This is a genomic window from Paludibacterium sp., from assembly GCF_019232825.1.
Lineage (GTDB): Bacteria > Pseudomonadota > Gammaproteobacteria > Burkholderiales > Chromobacteriaceae > Paludibacterium.
This window is the reverse complement of sequence record NZ_JAFAND010000069.1, coordinates 1-21,661: the sequence shown is the minus strand read 5'-3', so window position 1 is coordinate 21,661 and position 21,661 is coordinate 1. Positions and strand designations below refer to the sequence as shown.

The following is a 21,661-nucleotide window of genomic DNA, read 5'->3' as shown; positions in this document are numbered from 1 at the left end:
GTACGCGCTTCAAACAGAACGCCCTGCATCAGCAGGGCGTTTTTTATTGCGGCAGCCACAAGGGCCAGACGCCGTCCGGCCCTCGGCAATCCGCCGCCACCGCCACCGACGGCACCGCCGCCAGCCGGCCATCGGCCAGATACAGTAGCGGCCAGCGCTGACGCAGCACCGGCGGGATGCCCGCCTCCTGCAACAGCGTTTTGACCGGTTTGCGTCCCACCGTTAGCCGCAGCCGCTCGCCGCCATCGCGCGGGCGCAACGTGGCGCCGGCCGCCAACAGCGCCCGGGCAATGCCCTGCTCGTGCGGCACCAGCGTCAACCGCCCGCCGGCAAACGCCATGTCGCCCGCGGCCATGACCTCGCCCAATGGCTGCAGCGCCGGCAACGGCGCGGTCTGGCGCGGCACGGCCCAGACCAAATCGCGGTAGCGGAACAAATCCACCGTGGCCGCGCTCAAGCGCGGATTGCGGTCCGGACCGGCGGCAAACAACTGGCGGCGGAAATCCTCCAGCGCGTCGGGGCCGACCTCGCCCGCCGCCAGCCGTTTGAGCCACCGCGCCAGCAACTGCCGTTGGCGTGGCGGACTTAACACCCCCAGACGCGACAACAACAGCCGCGATTGCTGCAAGCAGGCATCGAGGTCTTGATCGGCCACTTCGTCGAGAATCTGCGCCGCCTGCGCCATCATCTGCGCGCTGCGCTGCAGGTGTTGGCGATAATCCGGCACGGCGGTTTCGATCAACGGCAAGATGTCGTGCCGCAGCAGATTGCGCCGCCAGCGGGTATCGGCATTACTCTCGTCGTCGACCCAGGTCAGCGCCCGCGCGGCGGCATACTCCGCCAGCTCGCGCCGCGACCAGGACAGCAGCGGCCGCCACAGCCAGCGCGCATCGAGCCGGCGCAACGCCGGCATGGCGGCCAGCGCGTGCGGGCCGCCGCCACGCAGCAGCTGCAATAGCACCGTTTCGGCCTGGTCATCGCGATGATGGGCCAGCGCCACCGCCGCCGCGGTCGACTGCCGGTAAACCTGGTAGCGCGCCTCGCGCGCCACGGCCTCCAGACTTTCGCCGCCCTCGGGGCGCACGCTGACCCGCTCGACGCGCAAGGGGATATCGCGCGCCTGGCATGCCGCGCGGCAATGCGCGACCCACTCGTCGGCATGGGGACTCAAACCGTGATGGACGTGCACGGCGCACAAGTGAAAATGGCGCTGCTCGCGACAGCGCCATAACAAATCGAGCAGGACCATCGAATCCAGTCCGCCCGACAAACCCACCTCGATTGCCGCGCCATCGGCCAGCTCTGCTGGCCAATACGCTAGCAATGCCGCAAACGGATCAAGCGGCTTCTTCCTTGAAACGGCCATAACTCATCAAACGGTCAAAGCGGGTCTTGATCAGGTCGTCGGCGCCTCGCCCGTTCAAATCCCTCAATTGCTCGATCAACGCACGCTTCATGCTGCTCATGGTTTGAGCATGGTCGCGGTGCGCGCCGCCCAGCGGTTCGTTGATCACGCGGTCAACCAGGCCGAGCGTCTTCAGACGGTGAGCGGTAATGCCCAGCGCCTCGGCCGCTTCGGACGCGCGCTCGGCGGTCTTCCACAGAATCGACGCGCAGCCTTCCGGCGAGATCACAGAGTAGGTGGAGTACTGCAGCATGTTCAGGTAGTCGCAGATCGCGATGGCCAACGCGCCGCCCGAACCGCCTTCGCCGATCACGGTCGAGATGATCGGCACGCGCAGCTTGGACATTTCGTACAAATTGCGGCCGATGGCCTCGCTCTGGCCGCGCTCTTCGGCGTCGATGCCCGGGTATGCCCCCGGGGTGTCGACGAAGGTGATGATCGGCATACCGAATTTTTCGGCCAGCTTCATCAGGCGCAACGCCTTGCGATAGCCTTCCGGACGCGGCATGCCGAAGTTGCGATACAGCTTTTCTTTGGTGTCGCGGCCCTTCTGCTGACCGATGATCATCACCGACTGGCCGTTGAAACGCGCCATGCCGCCAACGATCGCCGGATCGTCGGCGAACGCGCGGTCGCCATGCAATTCGGTGAAGTCGGTAAACAAGGCGCCAATATAATCGAGCGTGTACGGACGCAGCGGATGACGCGCCACTTGCGAGATCTGCCACGGCGTCAACTTGCTATACAACGTCTTGGTCAGCTCCTGGCTTTTTTTCTGCAGGCGCGCGATTTCTTCGGAGATGTCCAGCACGGAATCGTCCTGAACAAAACGCAGTTCTTCAATCTTGTTCTCGAGCTCGGCGATCGGTTGCTCAAAATCGAGAAAGGTCGGTTTCATTCGTTACATCGTCCGCTTAAGGGGAATCGGCAGATAATACATGAGGCTGGTTTAGCTCGTCATCTTTTCTGTCTGACAATAGCCGCACTTCCCATTTGGATTAGGGTCTGTCTGCCAACCTTTTGTGAACTGCGCTGGGCTGATAAACAGCCAGATGCTAGGCGGGTGGCGCAGGCCTTAGTCATTCTAAGGCCAAGCCGCCCAACGACGCAGATGGCTGTTTATCAGCCCAGCCCTTCGGGACCGGCGTCTGCCGGCCGCAGCTGCAAAGGTTGGCGGACAGACCCTAGGGAATCGGCCAAATTGGATAAAGTTTTTTGGTTTATCCACTTGCGCAAATATTTCCCATATGTTTTAATTCGCCTCCTGCCAAGCACTGGCGGGCATTAGAAGGGCGTTTAGCTCAGTTGGTAGAGCGTCTGCCTTACAAGCAGAATGTCGGCGGTTCGACTCCGTCAACGCCCACCAAGTTGGAGCGGTAGTTCAGTTGGTTAGAATACCGGCCTGTCACGCCGGGGGTCGCGGGTTCGAGTCCCGTCCGCTCCGCCAACTTGATTGTGCATCGTATTTTAGGTTGACGATCGCAAGATCGGAAATCAAATGTTTTTCCGGGCGTTTAGCTCAGTTGGTAGAGCGTCTGCCTTACAAGCAGAATGTCGGCGGTTCGACTCCGTCAACGCCCACCAAGGTTCGGAGTGGTAGTTCAGTTGGTTAGAATACCGGCCTGTCACGCCGGGGGTCGCGGGTTCGAGTCCCGTCCGCTCCGCCAACCACGCAGTCAACAGTTTGTCTCCGGGCGTTTAGCTCAGTTGGTAGAGCGTCTGCCTTACAAGCAGAATGTCGGCGGTTCGACTCCGTCAACGCCCACCAAAATCCGGAGTGGTAGTTCAGTTGGTTAGAATACCGGCCTGTCACGCCGGGGGTCGCGGGTTCGAGTCCCGTCCGCTCCGCCAACCTCATCAGTAATTCCCCTGCTTTTTCTACGTTGACCTATTTGCTTTGTCATTAGTCCGCGTCCTATGCTTTCGCCATTGGACCACACCAGGACGGCACAATGACGCACCCATGGCGCAGACACTGCCTCGCGGCGCTGATCTTGACCTTAGCCACCCTCGCCAGCACCACCCACGCCCAAGACATCGTGCGCGGCGTCAATTTCGTCCACCCGCTGCAGTTCGACGCCGCGACACAAGAAGCGAAGCTGAGCGAACTGCAAGCCAATGGCGTGCGCGTGATTCGATTCGGCATGTACGCTCAAGACGAAGAAAAGAACCTGACCTTCATCCAGCGCGCGCACGACCACCAGATCGCGGTCGCGCTCATTTTGCACGGCCTCTATACGCCAGGCGCGCCGATACGCCCCTTCCAACCCAAGACATTCCCCGGCATGTGGCCCGGCCCGCCGCTGTCCGCGCTCGATCCGGCGCTGTCGGCGCGTTATTTTCAAGACCTGCTGGCCAAGCTGGATCAGCACGGTATCGCCTTGGCCGGCCTGGAGCTGGAAAACGAGATCAATATGGCCGGCAACGACCCGGATTTTCGCCTGCCGGGCGAGGGACGCGTGCTGGGGCTGGCCGACCTGGCCAACGACCCCGAGGGCCGACAGGTGGCCGCGGGTTATCTGCAGTACCTGAAAGTCTTGACCGTCTTGAAGCAAGCGCGCGATCAGTCCCGGCTCAACAGACACACGCCGCTGCTGCCGACGAGCCTCGTCGACATCGAGCAAGAAGGCCCATGGCCAACTCCCAAGCCCTATGATGGCGTCAGCGTTGGCGCGTTCATGGCCTTCATGCGCGCCCATGGGCTCGACCCGCTGGTCGATGCCTACAACCTGCATACCTATCCATGGGGCGACCACCCGGGCGACCCGGCTGCGGCGATCCACCGCATCCGGCGATTACGAGCATTGGCCGACCCGGTTTGCACACCGGGCGGCAAACCTTGCTGGGTGACGGAATGGGGGTTCACTTACATGAGCCGCGCCTGCCCCGTCACCGAAGACGACGCGCATGCGCTGGTGGTGCAAGACATGATGACGGGCTTTGGCCAATTGGCGCGCGAGGGCCGGCTCACGGGATTGATCTATTACGCCTGGACCGGCGACCCGCAATTCGACCTCACCCGTTGCGGTGGCCCGACGCCATCCAGCCGCCTCGCGCTCGCGCCCTTGTAATGCCTCAATCCGCCCTCTCCAGCCGCGCGCCGAAGCGAATACTGCGCTCGGTAGCCATGGCGTCGAACAGGATCGAATAACAGCCGTCGGCCGGCAGCACCGCGACGACGCTGCCAACGCCAAACACCGGATGGCGCACGCGATCGCCGGGCAGAAAGCCGGGCGGCGCCGACAACAGCGACGGCATCGATGGCGCGCGGCGGCCGCGCTCGGCCAGGGCGGCATCGAGCGGCACGTTGAAATCGACGTTATCGCGGCCGGCATCGAAAATGAAGCGCGACGGATACTTGAACAAGCCATCATTGCCCACGCCCTCGGCATCGCTCAAAAACAGCCGCGCCATGGCCCGCGTCATCGCCACGTAGGCCAGACGGCGCTCTTCGTCCATCTCTTCCGGCGTGACCACCTTACGGCTGGGAAACACGCCCTCGTTGAGCCCACAGACGAACACATAGGGAAACTCCATACCCTTGGCGGCATGGACGGTCATCAATTTGACCGTGTCGGCCGAGCCTTCCTGGTCCAGATCGGTGAACAGCGCCACACGCTCCAAGAAGTCCTCCAGCGTCGCCTCTTCATCCTCGCCCATCGCCTCGACCGCACGCTTGAGCTCGGCCACGTTGTCCAGCCGCTCTTGATCGCCCTGCAGCCGCAGCAAGGCCTCGAACCCGCTCTTATCCAGCAGCGCCTGCAAAGCGCCGCCAAGCGTCATGCCGGCGCGCTCGGCACGGACGTATTCGATGGCGGCGACGTACTGCTCGGCCAGCGTCCCCCTCAGCAGCGGCGTGCCGAGGAGCGCCTTCAGCGCCTGGTATAGCGGCAGTTGCTCGCTCTCGGCATAGGCTTTGAGCGCCTCGACCTTTTTCTGGCCGATCTTGCGCGCCGGCAGGTTTACCGTACGCAGAAACGCCAGATCGTCGCCGGCGGTCACCATGCGCAGGTAACAAATGACGTCCTTGATCTCCTTGCGGCTATAGAACGCCACGCCGCTGTAGATCTTGTACGGCAGCTCGTGCGCGACAAAAGCCTCTTCCAACGCACGCGATAGATAATGCGCCCGGTACAGCACCGCAACCTGCCCCAAGGCCGCGCCCTCTTCGCGCAAACCGGCGATCTGCGCCACGATCCACTCGGCCTCTTGCTTCTCGCTTTTGGCATGATGGTAGAACACCTTGGCGCCGGCGGACCTGACCGCCTGCAACGTCTTGGGAAAGCGCACCGCGTTGTGCTCGATCAACGCGTTGGACGCCGCCAAAATCTGCGGCGTGGAGCGGTAATTGGTCTTGAGCGTGACGGTTTGGGCTTGCGGGTAGACCTTATCGAAATCCAGAAACAGCCGGATATGCGAGCCACGCCAGGAATAGATCGTCTGATCCGGATCGCCGACGATGAACAGATTGCCGTGCTTGCCCGCCAACAGCCGCGCCAGCTTGTATTGGCGCTTACTGACGTCTTGGAACTCGTCCACCATCACGTACTGCATGCGCTCCTGCCATTTTTCGCGCACGTCTTCGAAACGCTCCAGAATGTAGGTGGCGAAATTGATCAGGTCGTTGAAGTCGCAGCCGAAGCACTTTTTCTGCTCGTACAGGTAGCGCAGAAAAATCTCCTCGTCGCGATTGGCCGCCATGGCGAAGCGAGCACGGAGGCGCTCGTTGTCGAGCAGGTAGATATCGTCGATGTAGCTGGTGGCGTAAAGCTTCTTGCCCTCGATCACCTCGTCCACCACGCGCTTGACCGTGGTGTCGCGCAGCGTCAGCCCCATATCGGCGAAAATCTTCAGCACGATCTGTTTGACGTCCTCCATGTCGAGGATGACGAAGTTACGCGGAAAATTGAGGACGTGAATGTCCTCTTTCAGGAGCTGTACGCAAAATGCATGAAACGTGCAGATGTAACCCAGATCGAGATCGCCGAGTGCGGCGCGCACGCGGCGTTTCATCTCGTTGGCGGCACGGTTGGTGAAGGTGACGCACAGGATATTGGCCGGGACGATGCCAAGCGTCGACACCAGATAGCAATAACGGTCGGTCAGCGTTCGGGTCTTGCCCGTGCCCGCGCCGGCGATCACCCTCACCGCACCTTCGGTGGTGGTGACCGCCCCATATTGCTCGGGGTTCAGCCCCTGCAAAAAATCATCCATGGCCAACACTCAAGCTCGCGCCGGTGTCGGTACGCCGCCTTCAATCAGCGCGCGCGCATCGGACGCTGTTGGAACAACACGAAAAGAATGACCAGCACGAAGAACGTCAGCACCCAGAACGGCATGGCCATGCCCAGGAAACGCCAGTCGACCACCGCGCATTCGCCGCTGCCCATCAGAATCTTTTCCATCGCGTGCGTGAACGGCAGCGTCTGCAGCAGATAATCCAGACCCGGGCCGCACTGCGGCACTTGATCCGGCGGCAAGCTTTGCAGCCACAACTGACGGATCGACACCGCGCCCCCCGCCATCGCCGCGAGCGCCACCAGCAGCGACCACAGACGGAAGCCCCAGCGACGCGGGTTGATGAGCCCGGCGATCAGCGCCAGCACCCCGGCGGCGACCACGCCCACCCGCTGCAGCATGCACAGCGGGCACGGCTCCAACCCCATCACGTACTGCGCATAGAAGGCAAACCCCATGGCGCCGGCACACGCGACGCTAATCAAAAAAAATCCGGCACGGCGACCCGGCAGCCCCATACAAAACCCCCTCAAAATTCGTTCGAATTAAAACCAAATAGGATACCGAAAAAGAATTAAAGTTCCAGGAAATTTAGAATAGCTTCCTTCTGCTTCAGCACGTCCCGATAGCCCAGCGCGATCAGCTCGCGGCAATACCCCGGCTCGAACAACAAATAGGTGGCCAGCGACAAGCCGCGGCGGCGCGTGGCGCCGGTGCCGTGCAGCAAAAAGCGCAAGACCGGCGGGAACAGATGCACGTGTTTGCGCGCAATATCCTCCAGCGACGCGCTGGGGTTGATCAGGAACACCTCAACGCGCTGCAGCGGCGTTTGCGACGCCAGGTCGCTATGGCCGCTCAGCAAAGACACCGTGTGATTGACGCGGATCAGCCGCTCCATGTCGCTCGCCATACTGTCGGCGAAAATGCTGTTGAGCAGATGGCCGAACACCTGGGCGGGCGAAGGATAGCCGCCGTCGCGCGTCGCCGACTTATTGCCGGCGAGCCCGACCACGAACAGCTTCTGCGCCCCCAGGTGCAGCGCCGGCGACAACGGCGCCATTTGCCGCACCGCGCCGTCGCAAAAATAGCGGTCGCCGACGCGGGTGGCGGGGAAGATCAGCGGCAACGCCGACGACGCCATCAAGTGATCGATACCGATCTTCTCGCGCACGCCGACCCGCATCTGGCGCGTCCAGGCCTGCACTTCCGGCGCGCCGTCGAAAAACGTCACCGACTGCCCGCTATTGAAACAGGACGCGGTCAACGCCAGCGCGCGCAGCGAGCCGGAGGCGATGGCGTGGTCGATGCCGTCGAAGGCCACCACCCGGCCTAGATATTCGCGTAGCGGCGCATTGTCGAGAAAACTCTTGGGGTTGGACCACAGGCGGCCGGCGGAGGCGATCGACACGCCGAAATGCAGGAAGGTTTTGAGGAAATACAGCATGTCCGCCTGATAGACGTCCTCGATGCGGATCTGACGCCACAGTTGCGCCAACTGCCCCGCCGCCAAGCGGAAGTCGTGCGCGGCGCAGGCGAGGCCGGTGGCGTTGATCGCCCCGGCCGAGGTGCCGCTGATCACCGGAAACGGATTGGTGCGCGCATCCGGCAAAATATGCGAAATCGCCAGCATCACGCCCGCCTGATACGCGGCGCGCGCGCCACCGCCAGCCAACACCAGGCCGACTTTTGCTGATTGAGTCACCACCACGCCCCGCTTTCTGTTTGCGGAATCGAATGAACAACTTGTCTCCCAGCCGGCGCCATCGCGCCGGCCTGTGGCGCGTTGCTACGCGAACGCGCCCTACCACCCCATCGTAGCGTGCATTCGCCGCAGGCAATGCACGAAAACCTGCAATCGAACCCTAGTACAGCACCTCCACCGGGTCCAGGCTGCGCCAAAGGTACCAGGTGGCGACCGTGCGCCACGGCCGCCAGACGTCCCCCAGCCGTTTGAGCTCGGCCGGCTTCGGCACCGCCTCGTGACCGTAGCAACGCGCCACCGCCTTTTGCAGGCCGATATCGTCCACCGGCCACACGTCTGGCCGCAACAAATTGAAGATCAAGAACATCTCTGCCGTCCAACGGCCAATACCGCGCACGGCGGTGAGCGCGGCGATCACGTCCTCATCGTCGAGCCGCGCCAGATGCGCCGCATCCAGATGACCGTCGGCGAAATGCAGCGCCAAATCGCGCGTGTACTCCACCTTACGCTGCGACAGCCCGGCCTGGCGCAGCGCCTCGGGCGTCAGCGCCAGCACGGACACCGGGTCCTTGAGCGGCGCGAGCGCGGAGAGCCGGCCCCAGATGGCGTCGGCCGCCGCAAGGGAAATCTGCTGGCCGACGATGGCGCGCAGCAGGGTTTCGAACGGCTCGCCACGCGTGCGCAGCATCGAACCGTCGAATTGCCGGATCAGCCCCGCCATCACCGCGTCGTCGGCCGCTAGCGCCGTACAGGCGCCGAGCCAGTAGTCGGGCGTGCTCACGCTTGTCCGGCCACCGCCATCGACGACACCAACACCGACCCAATATGGGTGGTGCCGCGCACCAGCGTGTCGGTGCCGATGGCCGTGACGTGGCGGAACAGATCGCGCAGATTGTCGGCCACGGTGATCTCTTCCACCGGGTAGGCGATCATGCCGTTTTCCACCCAGAAGCCGGCGGCGCCGCGCGAATAGTCGCCGGTGACGGTATTGACGCCATGGCCGAGCAGCTCGGTGACCAACAGCCCCGTGCCCATCTCGCGCAGCAGTTCCGGCAGCGTCTGGCCGGTGCTGTGCACCAGCAGGTTGTGCGCGCCGCCGGCATTGCCGGTGGTGCTCATGTCGAGCTTGCGCGCCGAGTAGCTGCTCAGCATGTAGCCGGTCAGCACGCCCTCGTTGACCAGGCGGCGCGAGCGCGTCTCCACCCCTTCGTTATCGAAGGCGCTGCTGGCCATGCCGCGCAGCAAAAACGGGTCCTCGTCGATGGTCACCACCGGCGAGAACACCTCGGTGCCCTGCGCGCCCAGCAAGAAGCTCGACTGGCGGTACAAATTGCCGCCGCTGATCGCGGTCGCCAGATGGCCGATGAGCGAGGCGGCCACGTTGGCCTCGAAAATCACCGGGTAGCGCCCGGTTTTGACCGAGCGCGCGCCCAGGCGGCGCACCGTGCGCTCGCCGGCGAGGCGGCCCACTTCGGCCGGGCTTGCCAGGTCCAGCGGGTGCCGCGCCGCGCTATACCAGTAATCGCGCTGCATGACGTCGTTTTCTTCCGCCACCACCGCCGCCGACAGGCTATAGCGCGTGCTGGGGAAGCCTTGGCAGAACCCTTGGCTATTGGCGTAGATGAAATGGCTCATCTGGCGCGACAGTGTGCCGCCTTCGGAATTGCTGATGCGCTGATCCACCGCGCGCGCCGCTTGCTCGCACTCGCGCGTCATCGCCACCGCCTCGTCCATCGACAGCGACCACGGGTGATAGAGATCCAGATCGGGGAATTCGTCCGCCAGCACCGCCGGGTCGGCCAAACCGGAACAATTGTCCTCGGCGGTAAAGCGGGCGATGCTCAACGCGGCATCGACGGTATCGGCCAGCGCGCGCTCGGAGAAGTCGGACGTGCTGGCATGGCCCTTCTTTTGACCGAGATAAACCGTGACGCCGACACCCTTATCCTGGTTGTATTCAACGGTTTCCACCTCACCCAGGCGCACGCTGACCGTCTGCCCCAGCCCCTCGGACACGTCGACCTCGGACGCCGTGGCGCCGCGGCGCTTGGCCTGCTCCAACACTTGTTGAGCAATCTGTTCCAGGGCGGCGTGGCTGTAGCTGAAGGAATTCTCTGTCATGATCATTTCGCAATCGAATTGTGTGAGGGCCGTAAGGGTGGATACCCGCCAGCGCGGGCTTTTCCGGTATCATACCAGCCTTGAATAAAGATGAGACCGACACGACCATGGCCGATCACCTGAATGAAGGACCAGAAGACGAATTCGTCAGCAAAACACAGCGCAAAAAACAGATGGACGCGCTGCAGGATCTCGGCCGCGAACTGCTTGAGCTTTCCAACGACCAGCTGAAAAAGATCGACCTGCCGGAAGATTTGCTCAGCGCCATTACTGAATATAAGCGCATTAATTCGCATGGCGCCAAGAAACGGCAGGAGCAATACATCGGCCGCCTGATGCGCGATATCGACCCCGAGCCGATCCGCGCCTACCTGGCCGTGAGCAAGGGCGAATCGGCCGCGCACACCGCCTGGCTGCACCTGATCGAACGCTGGCGCGAGCGGCTGCTGGAAGACGACACCTCCCTGCCCGACTTCGTCGACGCTTACCCGGACGCCGACGTGCAGCAGCTGCGCAACCTGGTCCGCAACGCGCGCAAGGAAAAGCTGGAAGCGCGCCCGCCCAAGAGCTTTCGCCTGCTGTTCCAACTGATCAAGGACATCATCCCCGCCCCGGCCATCCCCGGCGCGAACAACGAGGAAGCCTGACGATGACATTGAAAATCGGCCTGGTATCGGTGTCCGACCGCGCCTCCAGCGGCGTGTACGAAGACCGCGGCCTGCCCGCGCTGCAGGATTGGCTCCAGGCGGCGCTGACCACCCCGTTTAGCGTCGAGACCCGGCTGATTCCCGACGAACAGCCGCTGATCGAGTCCACGCTGATCGAGCTGGTCGACACGCTCGGCTGTCACCTGGTGCTGACCACCGGCGGCACCGGCCCGGCGCCGCGCGACGTCACCCCCGACGCCACGCTGGCGGTGGCCGAACGCGAAATGCCCGGCTTCGGCGAGCAGATGCGCCAGATCAGCCTGCGCTTCGTGCCCACCGCCATCTTGTCGCGCCAGGTCGGCGTGATCCGCAAGCAGGCGCTGATCTTGAACCTGCCCGGCCAGCCCAAGGCCATCCGCGAAACGCTGGAAGGGCTGCGTGACGCCGACGGCAACACCGTGGTCTCCGGCATCTTCGCCGCCGTGCCCTACTGCCTGGAGCTGATCGGCGGCCCACGCGCCGAAACCGACCCGGCGGTGATCAAGGCCTTCCGCCCCAAATCGGCCCAATGAGCTACACCGCGCCACACTGGCTGCCGGGCGGCCACGCCCAAACCATCTGGCCCGCGCTGATGCTGCGCCCGCCTCGGCCGGCTTACCGGCGCGAGCTGTGGCCCACGCCCGACGGCGGCGAAATCGCGCTGGATTTTGTCGACGGCCAGGACGGCGCGCCGCTGGTGGTGCTGTTTCACGGCCTGGAAGGATCGAGCGACAGCCACTACGCCCGCGCGCTGATGCACGCGGTGGCCCGGCGCGGCTGGCATGGCGTGGTGCCGCACTTTCGCGGCTGCGGCGGCGTGGACAACCTGCTGCCGCGCGCCTATCACGCTGGTGACGCCGCCGAAATCCGCTGGATTCTGCAACGGCTGGCCGAACGCCACCCCTGCCTCTACGCCGCCGGCGTGTCGCTCGGCGGCAGCATGCTGCTCAATTACCTGGCCGAGGATGGCGCAACGGCCGCGCCGCGCGCCGCCGCCGCCATCTCGGTGCCGCTCGACTTGACTGCCGCCAGCACCCGGCTCGACCGCGGCTTCGGCAAGCACGTCTATACGCGCATGTTCATGAGCACGCTCAAAACCAAGGCGCTCAACCAGCTGCGCCACCACCCGCACCTCTTCGCCGTGGACACGGTGCGGCGCGCGCGCACCTTCGCCGAGTTCGATCATTGGGTGACCGCGCCGATGCACGGCTTCGGCAGCGCGCGCGACTATTGGCGCGAAGCCAGCAGCAAACAGCGGCTGCACCGCATCGCTATTCCAACCCTGGTGCTCAACGCCAAGAACGACCCGTTCCTGCCGGCCAGCGCGCTACCCGACCACAGCCAGGCCGGCCCGTGCGTCGAATTGGAATTCCCACAGCACGGCGGCCACGTCGGCTTCGTCACCGGCCGCTTCCCGGGCCGGCTCGACTGGCTGCCCAACCGCTTGCTGCACCATTTCGACCAATTCCCGGCCGAATAACTGACGTATGTCGCCTTGCTTGGCGCAATGCCGCGCAACGCGCGGCGATTGCGCCCTACACCGATGGAAACACCCTCGCGTAGGGCGCACTAGCCGCAGGCAGTGCGCCACAACCGCCACCAACGACACCACCTCGGAACTTTCCTACACAAACCTCATCAAACTTAACAGTTTGTTATCTTCTTGAACGAGGTTTACGCATGGAAATCAAGCGACTAGCCATCGCGGTCAGCATCGTCGCGCTGACGGCCACCGCCACCGGCTGCGCCAGCATGACGCATAAGCAACGCAACACCGCCATCGGCGCGGGCGCGGGTGCTATCGCCGGCTCTATTCTCACCGACGGCGACCCCTTGGCTGTGGTTGGCGGTGCCGCGGTCGGCGGCCTGATCGGCTACAAGACCACCCCTTCGCACCACCACTAATCCGCATGCGGTTCACAACCGGCGTCAAACTGCTATCATCGGTTCATTACGCTCGATAACAGTCGCTCATGTCCCAGTTAGAACGCATGGAATGGCAACGCCTGCTCTCCACTCGCCGCTTCAAGGTGAGCCAGGGCACGGTCAAGGAAACCCGCACCCCGGCCACCGAGGAAGGCAGCCCGGGCTTGCGCACCGATTTTCATATCGACCATGACCGCGTGGTGTTTTCCAGCGCCTTCCGCCGCCTGGGTCGCAAGACCCAGGTGCATCCGCTGGCGCGCCACGACCACACGCATAACCGCCTGACGCACAGCGTCGAGGTGGCGAGCGTCGGCCGCAGCCTGGGCAACCGCGTCGGCATGATGATGCAGCACGCGCAGATCCTGCCCGAGGGCTACACCCCGCACGACATCGGCGCGGTGGTGCAAGTGGCCTGCCTCGCGCACGACATCGGCAACCCGCCTTTCGGCCACACCGGCGAAGACGCGCTGCGCGACTGGTTCCGCCAACCGAAAAACGCCCCCTTCCTCGCGCCGCTTTCAGACGCGGAACGGCGCGATATCCAAACCTACGAAGGCAACGCCCACAGCCTGCGCATGGTCGGCTCGCTGGAGATGTATGCCGGCGAAGGCGGCATGCGGCTCACCTCGGCCGCCATCGGCACCCTGATCAAATATCCGTGGACCTCGGACGCCCAACCGGCGCTCGGCCGCGACAAATTCAACATCTACCGCGCCGAACTGCCCTACTTTCAGCGCGTCGCCGACGAAATGGGCTTGATCCAGCGCGACGAGCACGTGTGGGCGCGCCACCCGCTGTCGTACCTGATGGAAGCCGCCGACGACATCTGCTACGCCATCCTCGACCTGGAGGATGCGGTGGAGATCGGCATTCTCGACGTGCGCGAATTCGAGAGCCTGTTCGCCGGCTTTGCCGAATTCGAGCGAGTCTGGCAGACCGACGACGTACGGCAAAAGTGCGCGATGCTGCGCGGCATCGCCGTGGGCCGCTGCGTCAGCGAAGTGGCCGACAAATTCATGCTGCACCACGATTCGCTGCTCTCCGGCACCTTCCCGGGCAAGGACCTGATCGATGCCTGCACGCCCGTCATCCAACAGAGCCTGATCAAAGCCAAGGACTTGGCCAGCAACAAGGTCTACCGCCACCACACCAAGGTGGTGACCGAGCTCGCCGCCTACCCGTGCCTGGCCGTGCTGCTCGACGCCCTGGTGCCGGCGGTGTTCACGCTGCACACCGGCGGCCCTGACGCCTTGAGCCCGCGCGAGCAACGAGCGCTCGGACTGATGGAAAACGGCGCCCAAGTGCAACCGAGCCTGTATGCCGCCTATATGCGCATCCTGGATTTCCTTGGCGCCATGACCGACAACTACGCCGCCAACCTGGCGCGCGACATTTCCGGCGTCGGCATTCTCTAACCCCGAAACAAGGATCGCAGAGCGCATGGCCCCTGCACCCACCACCCGTTTCTGCCTGGTGCGCCATGGCGAGACCGACTGGAACATCGAGCGCCGGCTGCAAGGCCAGATCGACATCCAGCTCAACGACGTCGGCCGGCAGCAAGCCGAACAGCTGAGCCGGGCGCTGGCGCATGCCGGCCACGGCTTTGCCGCGCTGTACGTCAGCGACCTGGCGCGCGCACGCCAAACCGCCGACGCCATCGCGCGCCACAACGGCCTGGCGCCGATTGCCACGCCCGACCTGCGCGAACGCCATTTCGGCCCGCTGCAAGGCCTGACCTACGCCGAGGCCGAAGTACGCATCCCCGACACCTACCATCAGTTCAAATCGCGCGACCCGGCCTACGTGCCCGGCCAGGGCGAAAGCCTGGCGTGCTTCCACCGCCGCGTGAAGGATTTTCTGGACCAGGTGGCCACGCGCCACCCCGGCCAAACGGTGCTGGTGATCAGCCACGGCGGCGTGCTCGACATCGCCTACCGCATGGCGAGCGGCCTGCCGCTCACCCACCAGCGCGATTTCCCCATCCCCAACGCCGCGCTCAATTGGATCAGCCACAGCAACGGCCGCTGGACCCTGGAACGCTGGGCGGATGAAAGCCACCTGGAACACAGCCGCGACGAAGTGTGAAGCACGAGGAGAAACCCATGATCAAGAAAAGCGACGCCGAATGGCGCGAACAACTGAGCCCCGAGGCCTACCGCGTTACCCGTGAAGCCGGCACCGAACGCCCTTTCACCGGCGAACACTACCGCCGCACCGACGCCGGCGACTACCTGTGCGTGTGCTGCGGTGCCCTGCTATTCCACGCCGACACCAAATTCGACGCCGGCTGCGGCTGGCCGAGCTTTTGGGAACAAGCCAACCCCGACGCCATCGTGCGCCTCACCGACCGCTCGCACGGCATGGTGCGCGTCGAGGTGCGCTGCGCCAACTGCGACGCCCACCTCGGCCACGTGTTCGACGACGGCCCGGCGCCGACCGGCGAGCGTTATTGCATTAATTCGGTGGCGTTGAGGTTTGAGGGGGAGTGAGGGGGAGAAGCTGTCATCCACCTATCAGGCTTCTGAATGTATTTTATGATGAGCCTTAAAGAACGCAGAATCGAACTGAGATATTTGAAATACTCCAGGCAAATTTTTTCAATATCCCGACATGACTAATAACGACTACGTGGACCACAAGCTGGACGGCCAGGATGAAGTATTATCGGCTCTTCGGCAATCGCTCAAAGAGGCCCGGACGGAGAGCACTCAAACCCAAGGTATGGCGAGGCTCATCACCGAGACATCAAAGTTATCCATAAAGAATCTCGATTCCTGGGAGCGCTTATTCCGCTGGGAATTATCCACTGAGCAGAACATTGTCCCTAGAGCTCGCTGGAAATTTTGGTCAAGAACCGTACCTAATGCGACATGGATGGATTTATGTAGTGGGAACGGCTTTCTTCGAGAAAAAACTCTACGCGAGCTATCAGGCCCCGCACCTAATAGATTCTTTCTTGCGCTGGCCATCCGTCGACTAAATGATTGGGTTCCCCAAGTCCGCGAGGCTGCTTGCGAAGCCATTCCGTCTCTTGCAAAAACAACCAACCCAGATATTTTTGCCGATGTGCTCTGTTCCATGCTTCCGTACTTGATGTCGTGGGCCCGGATGGAGAATAAAGGTTGGCAAGTGCTTACAGGGGTCACGTCCATTGAGCATATTCGGTCGGCACTGAAGAAGAAGATTACGCAATCATCCTCAGCCCCCATGGCCACCGTTCTTTCGCAGGTCGGTCGAACGGACGCGCTTGATGATGATATGGAGGAAATCGCTCAGCATGCGGTTCAGCCCGCAGTCAGAGCCAAAGCCTATCGTTGCCTGCTGGAAGAGCGGATGACTTGGACGGATGGATACTCTTGGAAATGGACTGACATCCAATACTGCAAAGGCAGGTTTTTTCCAGTTATCCAGGCGCGCCAGCTCAAGGCAACAAGCCCATTTCTAAAGACATTGATATCTGCCGTTCACGATCGCTCACCGATGGTCCGGCGCGTGGCGGGGGAAATGGTGATCCGAGAGCACGGCAGGCTTGGGGCAAACGCAGCAATACTGGCTGCGAAGCTGGCCACAGATGCATCGCCGTCTGTCTCGGAAAGAGGAAAGTTTGCACTAAAAATATTGAGCGAAGGCCGGTAATGGCTGGTTTGTACAAATATTACTGACGAATGTGGCTGGCTACTCCGATACAGAGAATCACCAAATCAGATGGGTTCGACTATTGGCCGGGCCCCAAGGCTGGATCAGGCTGCCGCCACATTGGAGAGCAACTTTCTAAACTCTACATCGCGGCTTCGTGGATCAAGGACTTTCTGAATTTCGCTCGTAAAGAGCCGCTTTGCGGTCTCAATCGCAGACCGGTGCTGGCGATTTTGCGATTGTTCCACGTATTTGATTGAACTAACCGCGCGATATGCATCGACGAGACCATCCAGCACCGCTGGACGATAGCCGCGAAACGCCTCAGATTTATGTGCCCCGTGTTGCCCGACCGCATAGTTTGGAAAGAACCAGCGACCACGATCAATTTGAGCGGAGAGTTTGACACGCAGGGCGTGTTGGGTCTCAAAAAACTCATTCCCCTCCATCCATTTGGGATCGAGATCGCACATGTGAAGCGACTCTGAAAGAAGAAACATCGCCTCATCAGACCACTTGAGTAAGTCAGAAAAGTACTCCTTCTTCCATTTAGCTGCGGCGATACGTTGATTGAGTTGTTCGCGGCGGTAGTTCCACACAGCAATAAACGCAGACACAGCGGAAATACATGCAGCAATCGCCGAGACAAATACAGCTGGCTCCAGGTTCATGGCGTCTCCTTCCGGAGTCTGATTATTTGATGTTATCGGTATCTACAAGTAATGTATATTATGCAAAAAGAGTGATACAAACAGAAGCTGCTGACATCAGAAATTAAACACAAAGATAGCTCCACGGCCCACAGGGTGTTGCGTGATCAAGCCATACAGCACCAGCCACCTCAACAGTAGATATTTCTGCAGGCGTATGAATCGATAGTTGCGGAATACATTCGCATCTATCGGACCAGCAGCAATTGACGCCCGCGATTGCCGATCTGTTGGACCGATTCCCGTTGATGGTGGATGCCGAGCTGAAACGTATCCTAGATCTCAGTCGTCCGGCGCGCGAAGCGGCGGCAAAGAGCGCCATGACCGAGATGCAGCAATGCGTCACCACCAAGAGCTATCTCACCTACTCCGCAGCGGCGGCAGTGGCCGATGATGTGACCGCGATTTCCCAGGGGAAAAAGAGCATGAACGAGGTCATGCGCCTTGGCCTTCAGGGGGATGTGATTGGGATACATGAGCAGAGTGCCAATGTGCAGAATTATGTTCGCGCGCATGACAGTCTCAAGGATGATTGGCAGCAGTACCGCAGCCTAGGCGGTAAAGCGTCCTCCCCCGCCAAGGTCAAGCCAGGCCTTAATCCTTGTGGAAAATTGCAGGACATTATCGACCACGGGCAAGGATAGCCCCCCGCCCGGCCCATGGCCCCGAGGGGTATCGGGGTCGGGGCTTTCTTTTGCATGAGGCGCTGCAAAAAATAACCTGCCCCCTGCTCTGCTATAGGCAACGGATCTTAGTGCATATGAAATATTGTTCGATATTAAGCATAACAATCGCAGCCACACTGTCGGCCTGCGTGAGCACCGACCTATCCTGGAAGCCAATTCCCGGGTCCGGGCCATACACAATCAATGGCGCTAGCGCTCCTGCGTACCAAAAGTGCGAACAGCGCCTTATGGATGGCGCAAGGCAGTGCAATATAGCCTTTGAAGATGCTGCAGGTCAGAAGATTGAAGTTTTTCATACGCTCATACCCGCACTTGATGCCTACCTTCAGACGATCCCTGAATACGAATCCTGGCCAAAGTCCGCGGGCACGCCTGTTGAAGTCCGTGTCCCGTACAAGCTCTACCTTTTAACAATCTCTCCAGCGATCGTGGTAATGGTCCCCAGCCCTCCCGCTAGTTTAGTTAGCTGCTGGATGGATGCCCCAGCAGGAACCTGCCTACGATCCTATGCGGCCCAAGGGAATAGTTATGATCTTTCCACTGAAATCCCGGTGGTCAAAGGCTCCCGCTGGTTCGCACTCGGCAGCACAAATGGGGCCCCACCAATCCCCACTGAAAATGCAACTTTTGATTTTCCGCTTAAGGGTGTGACTGCAAGGCTAGTGAAGGCAGGCACATCATGGAAATTCGAGCGCGCCCAATGATTCAAGTTATTCAAAATCACTCGTGCGTCATGCTGGTATTTGGAAAATTGCAGGACATCATCGATCGCGGACAAGGATAGCCCACCATCCAACCCTGAATCGCACCGGCTTCAGCAGACAATTTCCTGCAACAGGCAATACGCTGTTCAGACCTGGACAGGGACTTCCCCACTTGACCGTATCGCAATTGAGATACAAAATACAGACAGAAGGAGGATCTGATCATGAGCCATTCCACCATGCTGCATGTCCGGGTGGACGAAGAACTCAAAACGCAAGCCAGCGAAGCGCTGGCGGCCATTGGGCTCTCCGTGTCCGATGCGGTGCGTATCCTGCTCACACGCGTGGTCAACGACCAGGCATTCCCGCTCGAACTCAAGGTACCCAACGCCGAGACTCGTGCCGCGATGGAAGAAGCCCGTGCAATGATGAAGGCAAGGGCGGCCCGATTCGACTCCGCTGACAAATTGATCGATGACCTCGAAAAAAACGGCCAGTAGCAAACGAGCCGCTCCGCCTAGAGCCTGCGATTACACCAAAACTTTCCTCAAAGACTGGGAACGGCTTTCCCGTTCGGGCCGTTATGACCTTAGGCGCCTGAAGGAAGCCATGCTGTGGCTCGTCGCTAACGATGCGCCATTAGGACCGGAATGGCTGGATCATCCTTTAAAGGGGAATTGGGCAGGCTACCGCGAATGCCATATTGGCGGCGACTTCTTACTGATCTACCAGCTTGAAGCAAACACGATCATTTTTGTCCGCACCGGCTCGCATGCCGATCTATTCGAGGAATAAACGCTTGTGATCGTGCGTTGGTGTGCCCCCCCTAAGCTGCCACCACCACCCGCAGCCTGGCGCCACGGGCGGTTGGCTGGCGCGCAGCTTACTTGCTGGCGCTGTTGATCTGCTCGGCGGCGCGCACCTTGGCCATCATTTCCTGCAGCAGGTTATCCACGACCTTCTTCGAATCAGGGAAAGAGTGCAGCACGGAATTGTTCCACGCGCCGGTTACCAGCAAATCGCCGGTTTTGGCATCGAACAGATTGATCGTGACCGAGTTCAGGTACATGACCAGATCCCAGCGCCACTTGTCGCTATAGGAAATCAACCCATCGACATTGGCTGCTTTCATCGTGCCGGCTGGCAAGCTGGCTTTCTGCTCCAGCCCGGCGGCGCTAATCGCACTGTGCAGATTCTTGTCCATGTCGGCCGAATCGTTGTCTTGCGTCACCTGCGCCACGCTCGTCAGATGAGTGGGAATGCTCTGCTTGGCCAAGGTAACTTGCTCAGTGCTGGCGCAGCCGGTCATGCCGGCCAGCAGCACGCTGCACAGCAGTGCCGTTTTGATCTTCATGGCAAACCTGTTCTGGGTTAGTTAAGGGGTTAATTGGCGGCAGCAGGCGTGGGGGCCGCGCTACTGATTGCCGGCTGTGCCGGGCTCAGACTGGCACTGCCGTTGCTGTCACTGGCAAAGCGATCGGCAATCTGTGCCGCCAGGCGCCGCAGGCACTGCTGCAATCCACCGTACGCGCCTTGCGGATCTTTGCTGATCTCGTCAAAACCGGGATAAATGTGCGCGGCATCCAGCTTGTCTTGCTGGCAGCTAATCGAGGGCGCATAGCGTTGTGGTTTGGCCGACAGGTCGGCTTGGTCCAGTACTGACACCAACACCGCCGCATCGGCGTGGTACGGGTCGGTGGAGCCGGCGGCAAAGTAACCGGTGGCAATGTGGTCGAAAATCAGCACTTTTTTGCTGCTGATCTCGTTGGCGCTCAGGACATAGTGCAAGTCATCGCCATCGCCCTGACGATTGAGCGTGTGGATCGGGTTGAGTTTAAGCCCATCCGCACGTAAATCCAGTTCCAGTTCCTGCACAAAGGTGTCGCGCAACGACGGGATTTCCGGGTGCGCCGCCAACAGTGCATCGTATTGCTTTTGCAGCGTATTGGCCTTTTCGTTCATCTTGGCCACAGCCGCCAGCACGTAGATCGCACCAAACAGGGTATAGCCGGTCACCGGGTAGGAAAGTGCCGGTTTGACGGCTTCAGGCTGATAGCCGATGCTCAGGTCCTTGTTGCCCGCCAGCGTATCCGAAGGAATGACTGTCGACAGCACCGGCGCGGCAAAACACTGGCCAGCCAGCAGAATCGACAGTCCCAGCCATACGGCCTTTTTCATGTGTATTCCTTTTTTATTTTGCAAATCAAAGGTTTTGCCAGCTTTTTCGGCACTGGATCAGCGCCAGTGGGGCATGGCAGCGGTATCGGAAAACAAAATATCACTTATCATACTATTGCTATATAAAGTATCAGACGTCCCCGGTGGGACTTTGCGCTGCCGCAACACTGTGTCGCATGCACGTTGCCATGGGCGACAATGACGACAGATCAGTCGCTCGCCCGCGCCAGGTGGAGAGTTAGCGCATACAGCGCAGTCGACAACATGCGGATCACCACCCCGCTGACGATCGTACTGGCCGATTGGCCAGTTTTCAGTAGCACCGTCTTGAGCACATCCCTACCCCACCACCAAAGCCACATCCACCACAACCAACCCGCAAAAAACCACCGGCGCCACAAAGTGCGCGACGCGCTCCCGCCCTTTCAGTAGCGTCGCGATCGCGGCAACCATCACCAGGCCGAGTCCGGTCAGCGCGATAGCGCGCATGGCTGGCAGCAACAGTAGCGCCGCACCCACCATTTCCAAACTAGCCGTCAAGTAGCGCCAGCCGCGCGGATAGCCCCAGCGCTGGAAGTTGGCCTCCACGTTGCCGACATTCAATAAGTTGGCGAATCCGGCGATGGCGAAAGCCAGCGCCGTGAGGCCGTTTACCAAGATAGAGATGTT

At 61.2% G+C, this 21,661-nt stretch carries 24 protein-coding genes and 6 tRNA genes; 18 read left to right on the top strand and 12 right to left on the bottom strand.

Annotated elements, in window-relative coordinates:
* Positions 1–43: 43 nt before the first annotated feature.
* Both tilS and JOZ06_RS09070 read right to left on the bottom strand, forming a co-directional pair.
* A complete protein-coding gene (gene tilS, locus JOZ06_RS09075) occupies positions 44–1,366 on the bottom strand; it encodes a tRNA lysidine(34) synthetase TilS (RefSeq protein WP_293231629.1) in 1,323 nt (440 codons plus the stop codon).
* A complete protein-coding gene (locus tag JOZ06_RS09070) occupies positions 1,338–2,303 on the bottom strand; it encodes an acetyl-CoA carboxylase carboxyltransferase subunit alpha (RefSeq protein ID WP_293231627.1) in 966 nt (321 codons plus the stop codon). The genes tilS and JOZ06_RS09070 overlap by 29 nt, the downstream gene beginning before the upstream one ends.
* A gap of 392 nt (positions 2,304–2,695) precedes the next feature.
* Here JOZ06_RS09070 and JOZ06_RS09065 point away from each other — a divergent pair.
* The 7 genes from JOZ06_RS09065 to JOZ06_RS09035 all read left to right on the top strand — a co-directional run bounded on the left by JOZ06_RS09065 (position 2,696) and on the right by JOZ06_RS09035 (position 4,476).
* A tRNA-Val gene (locus JOZ06_RS09065) sits at positions 2,696–2,771 on the top strand.
* 4 nt (positions 2,772–2,775) lie between these two features.
* Positions 2,776–2,852 (top strand) — tRNA-Asp (locus JOZ06_RS09060).
* A gap of 61 nt (positions 2,853–2,913) precedes the next feature.
* Positions 2,914–2,989, top strand: a tRNA-Val gene (locus JOZ06_RS09055).
* A 6-nt stretch (positions 2,990–2,995) separates the two neighbouring features.
* Positions 2,996–3,072, top strand: a tRNA-Asp gene (locus JOZ06_RS09050).
* 25 nt (positions 3,073–3,097) lie between these two features.
* Positions 3,098–3,173, top strand: a tRNA-Val gene (locus JOZ06_RS09045).
* A gap of 6 nt (positions 3,174–3,179) precedes the next feature.
* Positions 3,180–3,256: transfer RNA gene (locus JOZ06_RS09040), tRNA-Asp, on the top strand.
* 101 nt (positions 3,257–3,357) lie between these two features.
* A complete protein-coding gene (locus JOZ06_RS09035) occupies positions 3,358–4,476 on the top strand; it encodes a hypothetical protein (protein WP_293231625.1) in 1,119 nt (372 codons plus the stop codon).
* A 4-nt stretch (positions 4,477–4,480) separates the two neighbouring features.
* On the opposite strand, the gene JOZ06_RS09030 is transcribed toward JOZ06_RS09035, so the two are convergent.
* The 5 genes from JOZ06_RS09030 to pmbA all read right to left on the bottom strand — a co-directional run bounded on the left by JOZ06_RS09030 (position 4,481) and on the right by pmbA (position 10,466).
* Entirely contained in the window at positions 4,481–6,619 is a 2,139-nt protein-coding gene (locus tag JOZ06_RS09030; protein WP_293231622.1) for an ATP-dependent helicase, read from the bottom strand.
* Positions 6,620–6,663: 44 nt separating this feature from the next.
* Positions 6,664–7,161 carry a disulfide bond formation protein B gene (locus JOZ06_RS09025; protein WP_293231619.1) on the bottom strand — a complete coding sequence of 166 codons (498 nt, stop codon included), beginning with the start codon at positions 7,159–7,161 and terminating at the stop codon, positions 6,664–6,666.
* A gap of 56 nt (positions 7,162–7,217) precedes the next feature.
* On the bottom strand, positions 7,218–8,345 hold the full coding sequence (locus tag JOZ06_RS09020; protein WP_293231616.1) for a patatin-like phospholipase family protein: 1,128 nt from the start codon (positions 8,343–8,345) through the stop codon (positions 7,218–7,220).
* Positions 8,346–8,505: 160 nt separating this feature from the next.
* Positions 8,506–9,126, bottom strand: a complete 621-nt coding sequence (locus tag JOZ06_RS09015) for a DNA-3-methyladenine glycosylase 2 family protein (protein ID WP_293231613.1) — start codon at positions 9,124–9,126, stop codon at positions 8,506–8,508.
* On the bottom strand, positions 9,123–10,466 hold the full coding sequence (gene pmbA, locus JOZ06_RS09010) for a metalloprotease PmbA (protein ID WP_293231610.1): 1,344 nt from the start codon (positions 10,464–10,466) through the stop codon (positions 9,123–9,125). The genes JOZ06_RS09015 and pmbA overlap by 4 nt, the downstream gene beginning before the upstream one ends.
* Before the next feature lie 107 nt (positions 10,467–10,573).
* Here pmbA and yjgA point away from each other — a divergent pair, with 107 nt between their 5' ends.
* From yjgA to JOZ06_RS08970, 8 genes are all read left to right on the top strand, one after another.
* Entirely contained in the window at positions 10,574–11,113 is a 540-nt protein-coding gene (gene yjgA, locus JOZ06_RS09005; RefSeq protein WP_293231647.1) for a ribosome biogenesis factor YjgA, read from the top strand.
* 2 nt (positions 11,114–11,115) lie between these two features.
* Positions 11,116–11,685, top strand: a complete 570-nt coding sequence (mog, locus tag JOZ06_RS09000; protein ID WP_293231607.1) for a molybdopterin adenylyltransferase — start codon at positions 11,116–11,118, stop codon at positions 11,683–11,685.
* Positions 11,682–12,632, top strand: coding sequence for an alpha/beta fold hydrolase (locus JOZ06_RS08995; RefSeq protein ID WP_293231604.1), 951 nt, complete (start codon positions 11,682–11,684; stop codon positions 12,630–12,632). The genes mog and JOZ06_RS08995 overlap by 4 nt, the downstream gene beginning before the upstream one ends.
* A gap of 200 nt (positions 12,633–12,832) precedes the next feature.
* Positions 12,833–13,057, top strand: a complete 225-nt coding sequence (locus JOZ06_RS08990) for a glycine zipper 2TM domain-containing protein (protein ID WP_293231602.1) — start codon at positions 12,833–12,835, stop codon at positions 13,055–13,057.
* 68 nt (positions 13,058–13,125) lie between these two features.
* Complete coding sequence (locus JOZ06_RS08985) at positions 13,126–14,493, top strand: deoxyguanosinetriphosphate triphosphohydrolase (protein WP_293231600.1); 1,368 nt, start codon at positions 13,126–13,128, stop codon at positions 14,491–14,493.
* A gap of 25 nt (positions 14,494–14,518) precedes the next feature.
* Positions 14,519–15,163 carry a histidine phosphatase family protein gene (locus JOZ06_RS08980; RefSeq protein ID WP_293231597.1) on the top strand — a complete coding sequence of 215 codons (645 nt, stop codon included), beginning with the start codon at positions 14,519–14,521 and terminating at the stop codon, positions 15,161–15,163.
* A 17-nt stretch (positions 15,164–15,180) separates the two neighbouring features.
* Complete coding sequence (gene msrB, locus JOZ06_RS08975; protein WP_293231594.1) at positions 15,181–15,567, top strand: peptide-methionine (R)-S-oxide reductase MsrB; 387 nt, start codon at positions 15,181–15,183, stop codon at positions 15,565–15,567.
* A gap of 121 nt (positions 15,568–15,688) precedes the next feature.
* On the top strand, positions 15,689–16,714 hold the full coding sequence (locus JOZ06_RS08970; protein ID WP_293231569.1) for a hypothetical protein: 1,026 nt from the start codon (positions 15,689–15,691) through the stop codon (positions 16,712–16,714).
* A 104-nt stretch (positions 16,715–16,818) separates the two neighbouring features.
* Here the strand turns inward: JOZ06_RS08970 and JOZ06_RS08965 are convergent, their stop codons facing one another.
* Positions 16,819–17,385, bottom strand: a complete 567-nt coding sequence (locus JOZ06_RS08965) for a hypothetical protein (protein ID WP_293231566.1) — start codon at positions 17,383–17,385, stop codon at positions 16,819–16,821.
* 245 nt (positions 17,386–17,630) lie between these two features.
* Here JOZ06_RS08965 and JOZ06_RS08960 point away from each other — a divergent pair, with 245 nt between their 5' ends.
* From JOZ06_RS08960 to JOZ06_RS08950, 3 genes are all read left to right on the top strand, one after another.
* Complete coding sequence (locus JOZ06_RS08960) at positions 17,631–18,068, top strand: hypothetical protein (RefSeq protein ID WP_293231563.1); 438 nt, start codon at positions 17,631–17,633, stop codon at positions 18,066–18,068.
* Between the two features lie 970 nt (positions 18,069–19,038).
* Entirely contained in the window at positions 19,039–19,314 is a 276-nt protein-coding gene (locus JOZ06_RS08955; protein WP_293231560.1) for a type II toxin-antitoxin system RelB/DinJ family antitoxin, read from the top strand.
* The gene (locus tag JOZ06_RS08950; RefSeq protein WP_293231558.1) at positions 19,289–19,609 is read left to right on the top strand and encodes a type II toxin-antitoxin system YafQ family toxin; all 321 of its coding nucleotides are present in this window, start codon (positions 19,289–19,291) and stop codon (positions 19,607–19,609) included. Before JOZ06_RS08955 ends, JOZ06_RS08950 begins: the two co-directional genes overlap by 26 nt.
* A gap of 88 nt (positions 19,610–19,697) precedes the next feature.
* Here the strand turns inward: JOZ06_RS08950 and JOZ06_RS08945 are convergent, their stop codons facing one another.
* The 4 genes from JOZ06_RS08945 to JOZ06_RS08930 form a co-directional block, all read right to left on the bottom strand.
* Entirely contained in the window at positions 19,698–20,168 is a 471-nt protein-coding gene (locus tag JOZ06_RS08945) for a hypothetical protein (RefSeq protein WP_293231555.1), read from the bottom strand.
* 29 nt (positions 20,169–20,197) lie between these two features.
* Positions 20,198–20,992: a hypothetical protein gene (locus tag JOZ06_RS08940; protein WP_293231553.1), complete on the bottom strand. Its 795-nt coding sequence runs from the start codon at positions 20,990–20,992 to the stop codon at positions 20,198–20,200.
* A gap of 209 nt (positions 20,993–21,201) precedes the next feature.
* Positions 21,202–21,327 carry a hypothetical protein gene (locus JOZ06_RS08935; RefSeq protein WP_293231550.1) on the bottom strand — a complete coding sequence of 42 codons (126 nt, stop codon included), beginning with the start codon at positions 21,325–21,327 and terminating at the stop codon, positions 21,202–21,204.
* A gap of 4 nt (positions 21,328–21,331) precedes the next feature.
* Positions 21,332–21,661, bottom strand: a 330-nt coding sequence (locus JOZ06_RS08930; RefSeq protein WP_293231547.1) for a DoxX family protein, incomplete at its 5' end; no start/stop codon positions are given.

What these genes read in the sequence shown, in the direction of transcription:
- tilS (WP_293231629.1), bottom strand. Translation starts at nt 1,366, where the DNA reads ATGGCCGTTTCAAGGAAGAAGCCGCTTGATCCGTTTGCGGCATTGCTA.
- JOZ06_RS09070 (WP_293231627.1), bottom strand. Translation starts at nt 2,303, where the DNA reads ATGAAACCGACCTTTCTCGATTTTGAGCAACCGATCGCCGAGCTCGAG.
- JOZ06_RS09035 (WP_293231625.1), top strand. Translation starts at nt 3,358, where the DNA reads ATGACGCACCCATGGCGCAGACACTGCCTCGCGGCGCTGATCTTGACC.
- JOZ06_RS09030 (WP_293231622.1), bottom strand. Translation starts at nt 6,619, where the DNA reads ATGGATGATTTTTTGCAGGGGCTGAACCCCGAGCAATATGGGGCGGTC.
- JOZ06_RS09025 (WP_293231619.1), bottom strand. Translation starts at nt 7,161, where the DNA reads ATGGGGCTGCCGGGTCGCCGTGCCGGATTTTTTTTGATTAGCGTCGCG.
- pmbA (WP_293231610.1), bottom strand. Translation starts at nt 10,466, where the DNA reads ATGACAGAGAATTCCTTCAGCTACAGCCACGCCGCCCTGGAACAGATT.
- yjgA (WP_293231647.1), top strand. Translation starts at nt 10,574, where the DNA reads ATGGCCGATCACCTGAATGAAGGACCAGAAGACGAATTCGTCAGCAAA.
- mog (WP_293231607.1), top strand. Translation starts at nt 11,116, where the DNA reads ATGACATTGAAAATCGGCCTGGTATCGGTGTCCGACCGCGCCTCCAGC.
- JOZ06_RS08995 (WP_293231604.1), top strand. Translation starts at nt 11,682, where the DNA reads ATGAGCTACACCGCGCCACACTGGCTGCCGGGCGGCCACGCCCAAACC.
- JOZ06_RS08990 (WP_293231602.1), top strand. Translation starts at nt 12,833, where the DNA reads ATGGAAATCAAGCGACTAGCCATCGCGGTCAGCATCGTCGCGCTGACG.
- JOZ06_RS08985 (WP_293231600.1), top strand. Translation starts at nt 13,126, where the DNA reads ATGTCCCAGTTAGAACGCATGGAATGGCAACGCCTGCTCTCCACTCGC.
- JOZ06_RS08980 (WP_293231597.1), top strand. Translation starts at nt 14,519, where the DNA reads ATGGCCCCTGCACCCACCACCCGTTTCTGCCTGGTGCGCCATGGCGAG.
- msrB (WP_293231594.1), top strand. Translation starts at nt 15,181, where the DNA reads ATGATCAAGAAAAGCGACGCCGAATGGCGCGAACAACTGAGCCCCGAG.
- JOZ06_RS08970 (WP_293231569.1), top strand. Translation starts at nt 15,689, where the DNA reads ATGACTAATAACGACTACGTGGACCACAAGCTGGACGGCCAGGATGAA.
- JOZ06_RS08965 (WP_293231566.1), bottom strand. Translation starts at nt 17,385, where the DNA reads ATGAACCTGGAGCCAGCTGTATTTGTCTCGGCGATTGCTGCATGTATT.
- JOZ06_RS08955 (WP_293231560.1), top strand. Translation starts at nt 19,039, where the DNA reads ATGAGCCATTCCACCATGCTGCATGTCCGGGTGGACGAAGAACTCAAA.
- JOZ06_RS08950 (WP_293231558.1), top strand. Translation starts at nt 19,289, where the DNA reads ATGACCTCGAAAAAAACGGCCAGTAGCAAACGAGCCGCTCCGCCTAGA.
- JOZ06_RS08945 (WP_293231555.1), bottom strand. Translation starts at nt 20,168, where the DNA reads ATGAAGATCAAAACGGCACTGCTGTGCAGCGTGCTGCTGGCCGGCATG.
- JOZ06_RS08940 (WP_293231553.1), bottom strand. Translation starts at nt 20,992, where the DNA reads ATGAAAAAGGCCGTATGGCTGGGACTGTCGATTCTGCTGGCTGGCCAG.